Origin of the sequence: Bradyrhizobium sp. 190, from assembly GCF_023073415.1 — a bacterium.
Classification (GTDB): domain Bacteria; phylum Pseudomonadota; class Alphaproteobacteria; order Rhizobiales; family Xanthobacteraceae; genus Bradyrhizobium.
The window spans coordinates 244,815-258,030 of sequence record NZ_JADPJL010000047.1 but is presented as its reverse complement, the minus strand read 5'-3'; the positions used below and the strand labels follow the sequence as shown (position 1 = coordinate 258,030).

The window sequence follows — 13,216 nt, the reverse complement described above, 5'->3', positions numbered from 1 at the left end:
GCCCACCAATGACGATGCGGATGGATGGTGGGCACGGCGCAAGAGCGCCTTTGCCCACCCTACAAGCTTAAGCCTTCTCCTCGGCCAGCACGGTCTGCACCGCGGGCCGCTCCGACATCCGTTTGCGGTGAGCCACCACCTTCGGCAACGACGCAAGATCAACGCCATCGGCTTCGAGCCAAAGCCCGATCGTATACAGATAGGGATCGCAGACCGTGTACTGCTCGCCCATCACCCACGGTCCTTGCAGCATATCCCGCTCGATCAGAGCGAAACCGGCGGCCATAGTCTCCGGTATCTTGCGCTTCATGTCGGCGAACGACGACTCCTCAGTCGCCCAACGATAGCCGCGCATCTTGTGGGCGTGGGAAACGTGCACCGTCGAGCAGAGATAGCTGTTGAAGGCCTGCGCCTGTGCGAACGCGAAGGGATCGTCGGGCACCAGCTTGGCCTGCGGGAAGCTCTGCGCGATGTAGGCGAGGATCGCCGGCGTTTCGGTCAAGGTGCCACGGTCCGTCACCAGTGCCGGCACCCGCCCCTTCGGATTGATCGCAAGATATTGCGGGGTGGTCTGCTGGCTGTTCTTGAAGTCGAGCCGCTCTGCAGAATAGGGAGCGCCGACCTCTTCCAGCGCAATATGCGAAGCCAGCGCGCAGGTGCCGGGGGCGTAGTAAAGCTTGAGCATGGCTGTCCTCATGGGAAAGCCGGACGTTAACGGCACGCTCATCCGCCGTCCACCCCCAGCGGGTGGAGCAGCCGTCGTAGTTCAACTGGCGCGCGGCTGAAGCTTTCCCTCGATATAGACGCTGACGATCGTGTCATCGGCGGGATAATGCTCGGGCGCGACCGCGGTGATCTGGGCCTGAATGCACTTCCACGCGCCGTTCTCGAACAGGTAGGTATCGGTATAAGTGGTCATGCCGGTCACTTCATTTCCATCGCGGCGCCGCGTGCATTTGTTGGTGGAACGCACCAGCGCAACGTCGCCGATGACGGTAATGAGTTCATCACGGACGTCCCAGTACACGATGACATCAGGATCGAACGCGGTCGCCCAATACTTTAGATAAGTCGCACGATCCCATCGCTGGCCCGTGGGCAAGATGGTGATGAAGGCTGGATGAAGTATCGCGTCGTGCGAGGGCACGTCGTTGGTCACGAAATTATGGATGAAGCGGGCGTTCAACGCGCGCAGTTCGTTCATGGTCTCGGCCGATTGATGATCACGCAGGGCAAGTTGCATTTCAATCTCCTGAGTTTTGTCAAATTGCGAGTTGTCGCGCCTTCTCGGCGGTCGCGTTATCAGCCGGAAAAAAGCATTCGATCTTGATCTGTTGCAGCACTGCGTCCGTCGGCATCGCCAGCGTCGTAAAGGTGGAAAAGAAGGCAAGGCGATAGTCGCCCTTCGCGAGTTGCATCGTCATGACAGGCGAGGACGCCTGCGAATGGCGTGGAAGCCGCCATTCGGCCGACAGCCCGGGATAGGTCATGATTTCATCGAGCAATTGCGCCGCCGCCCGGCTGCCTTGCGCGACATCGCGATGCAGTATCTGGATCAACTGCCGGGCGAACTCGTCCCAGTTCAACATGAACTGCCGGAGGCCCTTTGGATGAAAAACGACATGCATGGCGTTGTCCGCAAGCCCGTTTTCCATCTCGTATGAATCACGAAACGGCTTGAGCAGGCGCGCCGATCCCTGGTTGCGGATGCGAACGTCCCAGCGTCCGTCAATCACGATTCCCGGATAGGGCTCCTGCTGCCGGAGAATGAAATCCAGCGCCTGCCTCACCGGCTGCAAATTTTCGGCCGCCAATCCCTTGTCGCCATAGGGCGGCACAAAGCCCGCCGCGACGTGCAGGGCATTCCTCTCCTCGAGCGGCAGATCGAGCGCACTGCCGAGCAACTGCACCATCTCGCGGCTCGGCTGCGACCGGCCGGTCTCCAGAAAGCAAAGATGCCGGGCGGAGACATTTGCATCCGCCGCCAGTTCGATCTGGGTAAGCCGGCGCACACTTCGCCAATGCTTCAGCAGGCTACTGAAATGCCCGGCTGGAATAACCTGCGAATTCCGGTTTGGCGCATCCATGCCGGGCAATCTAGACCATCACGTCAGAAGGGCAATTACCTCGGATGTAAGTGACGAGCCGGCAAATCCTTGCGAGAATTCAGCGGACGCAGGTGCAACGAACACCTTTGCGGAGACGGAACGGGGAGCATTCATGGACGGCAACGCAATCGCAAACATCGTGACGCAATACATGGCGGCGTGGAACGAACCAGAGGCTGCGGCCAGACACGCGCTGCTGGAGCAATGCTGGAGCGAAGGCGGGGTTTACGTCGACCCGAAAGTTTCCCTGGCCGGGCGCGAAGCCCTCGCGCGCCACATCGCCACGGTTCAAGCCGGGCGGCCGGGCGCGCGGCTTGAGTTCATGAGCGGTATCGACGTGCATCACAACGTGGTCCGCTTCCTCTGGCGCCTGGTGCGCGCGGATGGAACCTGCGGCGACACGTCGATCGATTTTGGCGAGGTCGGTCCCGACGGCCGGCTGGTCAAGATCATCGGCTTCTTCGGCCCGCCCCCCTCACTCCCGTAACCTGTCTGGCGCAGGGGATATCTGCCAGGCTTTCGCAGTTGCCCCCTGCCGCCTCTCATGTCATGACGCCCGGGGAATAACAGGGGTGTAGTAACAGGGGCGTATCATGACCGTACTCATCGCCGGCGGTGGCATCGGCGGGCTGACGCTGGCGCTCAGCCTGCACCAGATCGGCATTCCCGCCAGAGTTTTCGAAAGCGTGTCCGAGCTGAAACCCCTCGGCGTCGGCATCAACGTGCTGCCGCATGCGGTGCGCGAGCTGATCGAACTCGGCCTGCACGACCGGCTCGATGTGTCAGCCGTGCGCACCAAGGAGCTCGCCTATTTCTCCAAGCACGGCAAGCCGATCTGGAGCGAGCCGCGCGGCGTCGAGGCCGGTTACAAATGGCCGCAGTTCTCAATCCATCGCGGCACGCTGCAGCAGATCCTGCTCGATACCGCGATCGAACGGTTGGGAGCAGAGAACATCCTCACCAGCCATCACCTCTCCACCTGGACCGAAACGGCGAACGGCATCCGCGCCGAATTCATCGACAGGGCAACCGGAAAATCACAAGGCCATCACGATGGCACGTTGCTGATCGCGGCGGATGGCATCCATTCGGCTGTTCGCGAAAAGCTTTATCCGCAGGAAGGCCCACCGATCTGGAACGGGCGCATCCTGTGGCGCGGCATTACCGAAAGCGACGCCTTCCTGTCCGGCCGCACCATGATCATGGCCGGCCACGAAATCCTGAAATTCGTCTGCTATCCGATTTCGAAGCAGGCAGACGGCGCAGGCAAATTCAAGATCAACTGGGTTGCCGAGCGGCACATGCCGCCAACCTATCAGTGGCGGCGCGAGGACTATAACCGGGCCGCCAGGCTCGAAGAGTTTCTGCCCTGGTTCAAGGACTGGAAATTCGACTGGCTCGACGTGCCCGGCCTGATCGAGAACTGCCCGCACGCCTATGAGTATCCCCTCGTCGATCGCGATCCCGTTGCGCAATGGACGTTCGGCCGCGTCACGCTGATGGGCGACGCCGCGCATCCGATGTACCCGATCGGCTCCAACGGCGCGTCGCAGGCGATTTTGGACGCCCGCGTCATCACCCGCGAGATCCTGGCGCATGGCGCGACCAACGCCGCGCTTGTGGCCTATGAGGCGGAGCGCCGGCCCGCTACCACAGACCTCGTCATGCTCAACCGTCGCAACGGCCCCGAGCAGGTCATGCAGATGGTCGAAGAGCGCGCGCCCAACGGCTATGACGTCGTCACCGACGTATTGTCGCTGAAAGAACTGGAAGACATCGCCGCGAACTACAAACGCGTTGCCGGCTTCCAGGTCGAGGGGCTCAACGCCAAGCCGCCGATCGTCCAGTTCAAGCCGGAAGCGCCGCGGGCAGCGAGCTAGCGGAAGGCGCGATCGCCTTTGCGGTCTCAACCAGCCGCGCACTGGTCGTGGCGGTCGCCAGCAGTGTGCCATCCGCGGCCGTCAGCCGCCCCTCCACGAAGGCGACGGTCTTGCCGAGCTGGGTGACTTTGGCCTCGCCGGTGATCGGCCCGGGCTTGGCCGGCGCCAGAAAATTCACCGTCATGGTGATGGTCGCCGTGTAGAGCTTTCCGTCCGTCATGGTGAACACCGCCGGCCCCATGGTGTCGTCGAGCATCGCCGAGAGAATGCCGCCCTGAACGAAGCCGGCCGGGTTGCAGAAATCCGGCTTGCCGTCGAAGCCGATCCGGATCCAGCCATCCTTCGGCCGCGCGTCGAGCACGTGCCAGCCGAGCAGTCTGGAAGACGGCGGGGCAGTGAAATTATCGAGGGCGGTGCTGATCATGGGAACCTCCGTTAGGCTCCCTCTGTATCGAGGGCCTGCTGCCAGCATGGTGTCAGCAGACTTCGGCGCGCCGCGCCTAGAGGCCCAGCCCGTGTGCGATCGCTTTGCGCATCACGTTGGGCAAAGCCTCGTCGGCCAGCGTTGCGATCGGCACCCAGCGCATGCCCTCCGGCGCCCGCGTGCGCGCAGTGACATCAGCGGTGTACACCACAAGCTCGAGCGGAAAATGCGTGAAGACGTGGGTGACGACGCCCGCCTTGCGGTGCCAGCGCGCCACGCCCTTGAGCGCAGGCGCCTGCTTCAGCGCCGCCTTGTCGTCCTGTCCGGCCAGCCATTCCGATCCCGGTACTTCGGTCATACCGCCGAGCAGACCCTTTTCCGCCCGTGTACGGACCAGGAGCTCATCGCCCCGCGTGACGATGAAGGCAGCGCCGCAGCGGAGCGTACCCGCCTTCTTCGGCGCCTTGCGCGGAAAAGTCTCCTGATCGCCCCGCGCGCGCGCCACACAATCCGCGTTCAGCGGGCACAACGCGCAGGCCGGCTTCTTCGGCGTGCAGATCGAGGAGCCCAGATCCATCAGCGCTTGCGCGCTGTCGCCGGCCCGAGATTCGCCGAGCAGCGTCGCCGCCAATTGCTGAATAAGCGGCTTGGCCTGCGGCAGCGGTTCTTCCACCGCAAACAGCCGCGACGCCACGCGCTCGATATTGCCGTCCACCGGCATGGTCCTGATATCGAAGGCAATCGCGCCGATCGCCGCCGCCGTATATGGGCCGATCCCCGGCAATTTGCGCAGGCCTTCCTCAGTATCGGGAAACACCCCGCCATGGTCGCGCAGCACAGCGACGGCGCAGGCATGCAAATTGCGCGCGCGCGAATAATAGCCCAGCCCGGCCCACATCCGCAGCACGTCGTCCTGCGAGGCGCGGCCGAGCGAGACGACATCCGGCCAGCGCGCCAGAAACTTCTCGAAATACGGCCCGACCGTTTTGACGCCGGTCTGCTGCAGCATGATTTCGGACAGCCAGACCCGGTACGGATCAGCCCGCTCGCCCGCCGGCGGCCGCCAGGGCAAGCGACGGCGATGGCGGTCATACCAGTCGAGCAACAACGCGGGGCGGGAGGCGCCGTGTTCTGTGGCGGACTGCTTTTTCTTGCTGGCGGCGAGTGAGGGCACGCCTCACTTTAAAATCGGATTCGACCCATGACCAGAGTTTACAAGCTATAACGCGACGCGTTATAGTCGCGCGTGATTCAAACCTTCGCCGATCCGGAAGCAGAGCGGATCTGGTCCGGCCAGCGGAGCCGACGACTACCGGCCGATATTCAGAATGTCGCGCTCCGAAAACTTCGTCTTTTGAACCAGGTTCGGGTACTCGGCGATCTTCGCGTTCCCCCGGGCAATCGACTTGAAGCCTTGAAAGCGGATCGACAAGGACAGCACTCGATCCGGATCAACGACCAGTGGCGTATCTGTTTCGTCTGGAATGAGGGAGGACCGACGCATGTCGAAATCGTCGACTACCACGTCTAGGAGCGGGTTGCTTCAAAACCCGCATCCCGGCGAAATCCTGCTTGAGGAGTTCCTCAAGCCGATGGGACTCAGCCAGAACGGGCTGGCGCGTGCCGTTCACGTCGCCCCGCGCCGCATCAACGAGATTGTACTGGGCAAGCGGGATATTACGGCCGATACCGACCTGCGGCTGGCGCGCTACTTCGGTCTGTCGGAGGGATTTTTCCTCGGGTTGCAGATGGACTACGATCTGATGCAGCGGCGGCGTGAGATCGACCGCGACCTGAAGACGATACGGCCGCGCGCGGCGTGACCCCGACCGCCGCCACGGGTATAAGACCCCATGGCAAAACCTCGCCCGATCTCGGCAAAACCCCTTTCCGTCCTGCTCAGCGACGTGTTTTCGGACGCCTACGCCAAGCAGGGATTTGCCGCGCGCGAACTCGTCACGCGCTGGGCCGACATCGCAGGACCCGAAATATCAGCCCATTCCGAGCCGCTGAAGATGCAATGGCCGCGGCCGGTGGAGGGGCAGCCGCAGGAACCGGCCACGCTGATATTGCGGGTCGAAGGCCCGATGGCGCTGGAGATCCAGCATTCCTCCGACGTGATCCTGCAACGGGTCAACCGCTTCTTCGGCTGGAGCGCGGTCGGCCGGCTGGCGCTGCGGCAAGCGCCGCTGTCGCGCCGCAAAGGCCCCGCGCCCAGCCGCGTGCCGGACCCGAAATCGGTGGCCAAGGTCGCCGAAACCCTGTCCGCGGTAGAGGACGAGGAACTGCGCGCCGCACTGGCGCGGCTCGGCGCCGCGATCAAGCGAAATTGAGCCTTGGGCGCGGCGCAGCCGCTGCAACCCGCCATTGCCACAACTGGCGTTTCAAGCTAGCGAAGGCTTCTTTTCGTACTTCTTTCGGGCGTGAACGCGCCACTCGGGAGCAGACCTTGATGATCACGCGCCGCGCTTTCACCGCCGCCCTGTCGCTGACCGGGCTTAGCCTGCTGGCCGGCCTCTCGCCGCTGCGGCTGATCACGGACGCGATGGCGCAGAGCGCCGCCGACGTCGCCAAGCCGCAGTCCCTGCCCGACATGGCGCTTGGGCCGGCCAACGCTACGGTCACCATCACCGAATACGCCTCAATGACCTGCCCGCACTGCGCGGCCTTCACCGAGAAAGTGTTTCCAAAGATCAAGTCGGAATTCATCGACAGCGGCAAGATCCGTTTCGTGTTCCGCGAATTCCCGCTCGACATCAAGGCTGCCGCCGGCTCGATGCTGGCGCGTTGCATCGCCAAGGACGACGCGCCGAAATACTTCGCCGTCATCGACCTCCTGTTCAGACAGCAGAACGACTGGGTGGTGAAGAACACCACGGAGACGCTGACCCGGATCGGCAAGCAGGCCGGCCTCACCCAGGCGCAGGTCGAGGATTGCCTGAAGGATCAGGCGCTGCTCGACAAGATCGCGGCCGACCAGAAGTTCGCCGCCGATGTGCTGAAGGTGCAGTCGACACCCACCTTCTTCATCAACGGCGAGATGATCAAGGGCGAGCAGACCTTCGAAGAATTCGCAAAGCGCATCAATGCGATGCTGAAGAGCTGATTCGCTTCTGCTGGATTCACACGCGGCCATAAGTCCAGCAAAAGACTGGACAAAAGCGCCTCAAAAGGCCCTAAAACTCTTGGGAAAAGCTCCCCAGGACCGTTGCCCTTCGGCCCCGGCCTCGCCATTGTCGCACCGATAAGAGCCGCAACAGGCTGTTCGTCCACACACCGACATTGCCTTCTATGGTATTGTCACGGCAGGGAGATTCGCGCCCGGCCAACAGAGATTTGTGTTCATGAAACTCACGCGCCTCCGCCTCCACGGTTTCAAGTCGTTCGTCGAAGCTACTGATTTCATGATCGAACCCGGCCTCACCGGCGTGGTCGGTCCGAACGGCTGCGGCAAATCCAATCTGGTCGAGGCGCTGCGTTGGGCGATGGGCGAAACCTCGCACAAATCGCTGCGCGCCGCCGACATGGATGCGGTGATCTTTGCCGGTTCCGGCAACCGTCCGGCGCGGAACCACGCCGAAGTCACCATGACGATCGACAATGCCGATCGCACCGCGCCGGCCGCCGTCAATGACAGCCAGGTGCTGGAAATCTCCCGCCGCATCGAACGCGAGGCCGGCTCGGTCTATCGCATCAACGGCCGCGACGTCCGGGCCCGCGATGTGCAGATCCTGTTTGCCGATGCCGCGACCGGCGCGCGTTCGCCGGCGCTGGTTCACCAGGGCAAGATCGGCGAGATCATTCAGGCGAAACCCGAGCAACGCCGCCGCGTGCTGGAAGACGCCGCCGGCGTCGCCGGACTTCACGCCCGCCGCCACGAAGCAGAGCTGCGGTTGAAGGCGGCCGAAACCAACCTCACCCGCGTCGAGGACGTGATCGGGCAATTGTCCGGCCAGATCGACGGGTTGAAGAAGCAGGCGCGCCAGGCCATTCGCTTCCGCGAAGTCGCCGCCAAGGTGCGCAAGGCCGAGGCCACGCTGTTCCATCTGCGCTGGCTGGAGGCCAATGCCGACGTTGCGGAAGCCGGGCATACCCACGACATCAACGTGCGCGAAATGGCCGAGCGTACCCGCGAACAGGCCGAGGCCGCACGTATCCAGGCGATCCGCGCCTCCGAACTGCCGGCGCTCCGCGAGGGCGAAGCCCGCGCCGCGGCGGGACTGCAGCGGCTTACCAATGCACGCGAACAGCTCGACCGCGAGGAAGAGCGCGCCAAGGAGCGCGTCGCCGAGCTCGACCGACGCCTGACGCAGTTCGCCGCCGACATTGCGCGCGAGCAGCAGCAGACGTCCGACGCCGAGATCGCGCTGCAGCGACTCGATACCGAAGACGCCGAGTTAAAGGAAGAGATCAAGTCACGCGTCGAAAAGCGCTCCGGCGTTGATGAACGTGTTTCCGAAGCAGAAGCGACGCTTTCCGCCGCAGAGCGCATGTTCGGCGAGCTGACCACCGCGCTCGCCGACCTTACCGCGAAGCGCAAACAGCTCGAAGCCGGCGTGCGCACCCATCGCGACCGGCTGGCCCGGCTCGATCAGGAAATCGCCAGCGTTCAGGCCGACGAGCAGAAGCTCAGCGACGAGACCGGCAATCTCGGCGACCTCGACGCGCTTGCCGCGGCCATGGAAACCGCGCAGGAAACGCTGGCCGCGTCCGAAGCTGCCGCGCAAGCCAGCGAGACCGGTCACGTCGCCGCGCGGCAGAAGCTCGAAGCCTCCCGCGCGCCGCTCACTGAGGCCGACAAGCGCGTGCAGCGGCTGGAGACCGAAGCGCGCACGATTTCAAAACTCGTCAACGGCGAGACCAAGAATTTGTGGCCGCCGATCATCGACGGCGTCACCGTCACCAAGGGCTATGAAAAGGCGATCGGCGCCGTCCTCGGCGACGATCTTGACGCCCCCGTCGACCCCTCCGCGCCGATGCGCTGGACCAATGCGGGCGCAAGCTTCGACGATCCGTCGCTGCCGGCAGGCGTCGACCCGCTTGCCGCCCATGTCGAGGCGCCGTCCGAGCTGGCGCGTCGTCTCGCGCAGATCGGCGTCGTGCCGAAGGAGCGCGGCGCCGAACTGGTTTCGCAATTGAAGACCGGCCAGCGGCTGGTGTCGCTGGAAGGCGATGTCTGGCGCTGGGACGGATTTGTCGCGGCTGCTCATGCGCCGACCGGCGCCGCACGGCGTCTCGCCGAACGCGCGCGCCTCGTCGATATCGAGCACGAGCTGGAGCAGGCCCGCACCGACGCCGCCAATAAGCGGCAGGCGCTCGAAGACGCCGAGGCCGAACTGAAAGCCGCCTCCGCCGCCGAGTCCGCCGCCCGCGAGGCCTGGCGTGCCGCGCAGCGCGAAGCCGATGCGACGCGCGAGCGCCATGCCACGACCGAGCGTGAGATCAATCGCCACGCCGCGCGCAAATCCGCGCTGACCGAAGCCCATACCCGTCTCGCCGCCGATCGCAGCGAGGCCGAGGCGGCGCATGAGAGCGCCAGCGCCGCGCTGGACGAGTTGCCGCCGACCGACGAGACAGAAGCGAAACTTAGCGCCGTTCGCAGCGAGATTGACGGGCACCGCCGCTTTGCCGCGCAAGTGCGGGCCGAAGCCCAGGCGCTGGCGCGCGAGGCCGAATTGGCCGACAAGCGCGTACAGGCGATAACGGCCGAACGCACCGAATGGCAGAACCGCAGGCAAAGCTCGGCCTCCCAGGTCGCCACCGTCGAGGCACGTATCACCGAAGTGACGGCCGAGCGCGCCGAGCTTGAAGATGCGCCGGCTCTGTTTGCCGAAAAGCGTCGCGCGCTGATCAACGAAATCGAATCCGCCGAAAGCGCCCGCCGCGTCGCCGCCGACGCGCTCGCCGCTGCCGAGAGCGTGATGGCGCAGACCGACCGCGAAGCCAAGGCATCGCTCGAAGCGCTCTCCTCTGCCCGCGAAGCCTGCGCCCGCGCCGAGGAGCGCATGGAAGGCAGCAAGCGCCGGCTTTCCGACATCGAGCGCGAAATCCACGACATGCTCGAAGTCGAGCCGCATGCGGTGGCCGCGCTCGCCGAGATCGAGCCGGGCGCGGAACTGCCGCCGCTCAACGAGATCGAGGAAAGCCTCGAAAAGCTGCGCCGCGATCGCGAGCGCCTGGGCGCCGTCAATCTGCGCGCCGAGGAAGAGCTGCGCGAGGTCGAGACCCAGCACACCGCGCTGACCACCGAGCGTGACGATCTGGTCGAAGCCATCAAGCGGCTTCGCCAGGGCATCCAGAGCCTCAACAAGGAAGCCCGCGAGCGGCTGCTGACCTCGTTCGAGACCGTCAACGAGCACTTCAAGCGGCTGTTCACCGAACTGTTCGGCGGCGGCGAAGCGGCGCTTCATCTGATCGAAAGCGACGATCCCCTGGAAGCCGGCCTCGAAATCATCGCAAAACCGCCCGGCAAGAAGCCGCAGACGCTGTCGCTGCTCTCGGGCGGCGAGCAGGCGCTGACGGCGCTGGCGCTGATCTTCGCGGTGTTCCTCACCAACCCGTCGCCGATCTGCGTGCTGGACGAAGTCGACGCGCCGCTCGACGACCATAACGTGGAGCGGTTCTGCAACCTGCTGCACGAAATGACGTCGTCGACGGAAACCCGCTTCATCATCATCACGCACAACCCGATCACAATGGCGCGGATGAACCGGCTGTTCGGCGTCACCATGGCCGAACGCGGCGTGTCGCAACTGGTTTCGGTCGGCCTCGACGACGCCGTAAAGATTCTGGATCAGAACGTGGCGTGACGTTTCTTCCCTTCTCCCCTTGTGGGAGAAGGTGGCGCGAAGCGCCGGATGAGGGGTAATCTCACCACGAAGATACAATTCGCGGAGAGATACCCCTCACCCGTCACGAACGCGCTTCCGCGCGTCCGTGCCACCCTCTCCCACAAGGGGAGAGGGAAAAGATCACGAGATGACCTCACCCAACCTTCCCGCCGAACTGAAAGCCGCGCTCGACGGCAAGCTGCGCGGTTTTTCGCGCAGCGACGCCGCCAGCCGCTCCGCAACGATCTCGAAAGCCTATCGCGACGGTGGCAACTCAGGCGCCATCCGCTCCGAGGCCGACGCCCTCGCCTATGCGCTGGCGCGAATGCCCGCGACCTATGCCGCTGTCGTCGCAAGCCTGAACGCGCTTGTTGAGATCAGGCCGGATTTTGCGCCCATCAGCCTGCTCGACATCGGTGCCGGGCCGGGCACAGCGACTTGGGCGGCCGCCGAAGTTTTCCTTTCCCTGAAGGATTTCACGCTGCTCGACGCCAACGACGCGCTGCGCGCGCTGGCGCTCGACCTCGCACGGGACAGCACACGGTTAGGGAATATCGGCTACGAACGCGGCGAGGCCCGCGCTGCCTTGGCCAAAGCGGATGCCGCCGACCTCATCGTCGCCAGCTACATGATCGGCGAGATCGGCGATGCCGAACAACGCGCACTCGCCGAGTTGATGTGGGAAAAGACCGCCGACACGCTGCTCATCGTCGAACCCGGTACGCCCGCCGGCTACGCACGGATCATCGCGCTACGCGGGCAACTGATCGCAATAGGCGCGCACGTCGCGGCTCCCTGCCCACATGACGGCAAATGCCCGCTGCGGCCGCCGGACTGGTGCCATTTCACCCAGCGCCTGCAACGCTCCCGCGCGCACAAGCAGGTCAAGGGTGCGGAGCTGCCGTTTGAGGACGAGAAGTTCGCCTATGTCGCGTTGACGCGCGCGGCGGTCGCACGGCGCCCTTCCCGCGTGCTGGCGCAACCGGCCGTCAGCATCGAAATAACAGCAAAGCTCTGCACCCCCGCAGGTCTCGCCGTCACAAAGGTGCCTCGCCGCGCCAAGGCGGAGTACGCCGCCGCCCGGCGCTGGCGGTGGGGCGATGCGGTGATGGAAGAAAGCTGATTCAGACGGCGGTCCCCGTGCCCCGGATGCTGTGCAGCGCGCCGCTCTTGCGGCGTGATGCGCTGCTGGTCCGGGCCCAGCTCTCCGAGCGGCGATGGGTCCCGGCTCTGCGGTGCACCGTCAAGGGACGCTGCACCGCGTCCGGGACACGACCGAATGAACTTATCCCGCCTTACATCCGACTAAAGCCATGCCCCAAGTTGCCCTTCAAGCCGCGGCGGGCTGCCGCGCGCCCGGTTTTTCATCTAGTTTCCCTGCCTCTTCGTCCCACAGGAGTTGTCCGTCATGTCGACCGGCTGGATCGTTCTCGGCGTCATCGTCATCATCGTGCTGTTTGCCTTCGGCGCGTATAACCGCCTGGTCGCGCTCAGCCAGCGCGTCAGTCAGGCCTTTGCCGACATCGACGTCCAGCTCAAGCAGCGCCACGACCTGATCCCGAACATGGTCGAGACCGTCAAGGGCTACGCCTCGCACGAGCGCGGCACGCTCGACGACGTCATCAAGGCGCGCAATTCGGCGATGTCGGCGCAGGGGCCGGCACAGGTGTCCGCCGCCGAGAACCAGTTGAGCGGCGCGCTCGGACGCCTGATCGCGCTGTCGGAGGCCTACCCCGATCTCAAGGCCAACGCCAATTTCCAACAGCTGGCGAGCGAATTGTCCGACCTCGAAAACAAGATCGCGGCCAGCCGGCGCTTCTTCAACAACGCGGTCCAGGAATACAACACCGGCATCCAGCAGCTTCCCGCGGCGCTGTTTGCCGGCATGTTCGGCTTCACCCGCAAGGATTTCTTCGACCTCGGTGCCAGCCGCACCGAAGTCGAGGCCGTGCCGACCGTGAAGTTCTAAGGCCC

14 protein-coding genes are annotated in these 13,216 nt (G+C 64.4%); 9 read left to right on the top strand and 5 right to left on the bottom strand.

Annotated elements, in window-relative coordinates; translation table 11 throughout:
- Positions 1 to 67 precede the first annotated feature (67 nt).
- From IVB22_RS25610 to IVB22_RS25600, 3 genes are all read right to left on the bottom strand, one after another.
- Complete coding sequence (locus IVB22_RS25610) at positions 68 to 685, bottom strand: glutathione S-transferase family protein (RefSeq protein WP_247520023.1); 618 nt, start codon at positions 683 to 685, stop codon at positions 68 to 70.
- Between the two features lie 81 nt (positions 686 to 766).
- Complete coding sequence (locus tag IVB22_RS25605) at positions 767 to 1,243, bottom strand: nuclear transport factor 2 family protein (protein WP_247520022.1); 477 nt, start codon at positions 1,241 to 1,243, stop codon at positions 767 to 769.
- A 19-nt stretch (positions 1,244 to 1,262) separates the two neighbouring features.
- Complete coding sequence (locus IVB22_RS25600; RefSeq protein ID WP_249805341.1) at positions 1,263 to 2,087, bottom strand: helix-turn-helix domain-containing protein; 825 nt, start codon at positions 2,085 to 2,087, stop codon at positions 1,263 to 1,265.
- A gap of 133 nt (positions 2,088 to 2,220) precedes the next feature.
- Here IVB22_RS25600 and IVB22_RS25595 point away from each other — a divergent pair, with 133 nt between their 5' ends.
- Together IVB22_RS25595 and IVB22_RS25590 are read left to right on the top strand one after the other, a co-directional pair.
- Entirely contained in the window at positions 2,221 to 2,595 is a 375-nt protein-coding gene (locus IVB22_RS25595) for a nuclear transport factor 2 family protein (RefSeq protein WP_247520020.1), read from the top strand.
- A gap of 106 nt (positions 2,596 to 2,701) precedes the next feature.
- Positions 2,702 to 3,988: a flavin-dependent oxidoreductase gene (locus tag IVB22_RS25590; RefSeq protein ID WP_247520019.1), complete on the top strand. Its 1,287-nt coding sequence runs from the start codon at positions 2,702 to 2,704 to the stop codon at positions 3,986 to 3,988.
- Here IVB22_RS25590 and IVB22_RS25585 read toward each other — a convergent pair.
- Entirely contained in the window at positions 3,957 to 4,412 is a 456-nt protein-coding gene (locus tag IVB22_RS25585; protein ID WP_247520018.1) for a PaaI family thioesterase, read from the bottom strand. The genes IVB22_RS25590 and IVB22_RS25585 overlap by 32 nt on opposite strands.
- Before the next feature lie 76 nt (positions 4,413 to 4,488).
- Complete coding sequence (gene mutY / locus IVB22_RS25580) at positions 4,489 to 5,586, bottom strand: A/G-specific adenine glycosylase (protein WP_247520017.1); 1,098 nt, start codon at positions 5,584 to 5,586, stop codon at positions 4,489 to 4,491.
- A gap of 72 nt (positions 5,587 to 5,658) precedes the next feature.
- Here mutY and IVB22_RS25575 point away from each other — a divergent pair, with 72 nt between their 5' ends.
- The 7 genes from IVB22_RS25575 to IVB22_RS25545 all read left to right on the top strand — a co-directional run bounded on the left by IVB22_RS25575 (position 5,659) and on the right by IVB22_RS25545 (position 13,211).
- Positions 5,659 to 5,943 (top strand): type II toxin-antitoxin system RelE/ParE family toxin, encoded by a 285-nt coding sequence (locus IVB22_RS25575; RefSeq protein ID WP_247520016.1) that lies wholly within the window; start codon positions 5,659 to 5,661, stop codon positions 5,941 to 5,943.
- The gene (locus IVB22_RS25570; RefSeq protein WP_247520015.1) at positions 5,915 to 6,235 is read left to right on the top strand and encodes a HigA family addiction module antitoxin; all 321 of its coding nucleotides are present in this window, start codon (positions 5,915 to 5,917) and stop codon (positions 6,233 to 6,235) included. The genes IVB22_RS25575 and IVB22_RS25570 overlap by 29 nt, the downstream gene beginning before the upstream one ends.
- Before the next feature lie 30 nt (positions 6,236 to 6,265).
- Positions 6,266 to 6,745 (top strand): DUF721 domain-containing protein, encoded by a 480-nt coding sequence (locus IVB22_RS25565; RefSeq protein ID WP_247520014.1) that lies wholly within the window; start codon positions 6,266 to 6,268, stop codon positions 6,743 to 6,745.
- Between the two features lie 116 nt (positions 6,746 to 6,861).
- Entirely contained in the window at positions 6,862 to 7,518 is a 657-nt protein-coding gene (locus tag IVB22_RS25560) for a DsbA family protein (protein WP_247520013.1), read from the top strand.
- 238 nt (positions 7,519 to 7,756) lie between these two features.
- Positions 7,757 to 11,221 carry a chromosome segregation protein SMC gene (smc, locus tag IVB22_RS25555; RefSeq protein ID WP_247520012.1) on the top strand — a complete coding sequence of 1,155 codons (3,465 nt, stop codon included), beginning with the start codon at positions 7,757 to 7,759 and terminating at the stop codon, positions 11,219 to 11,221.
- A 169-nt stretch (positions 11,222 to 11,390) separates the two neighbouring features.
- On the top strand, positions 11,391 to 12,365 hold the full coding sequence (locus tag IVB22_RS25550) for a small ribosomal subunit Rsm22 family protein (protein WP_247520011.1): 975 nt from the start codon (positions 11,391 to 11,393) through the stop codon (positions 12,363 to 12,365).
- A 285-nt stretch (positions 12,366 to 12,650) separates the two neighbouring features.
- Positions 12,651 to 13,211: a LemA family protein gene (locus tag IVB22_RS25545; RefSeq protein WP_247520010.1), complete on the top strand. Its 561-nt coding sequence runs from the start codon at positions 12,651 to 12,653 to the stop codon at positions 13,209 to 13,211.
- Positions 13,212 to 13,216: the final 5 nt, after the last annotated feature.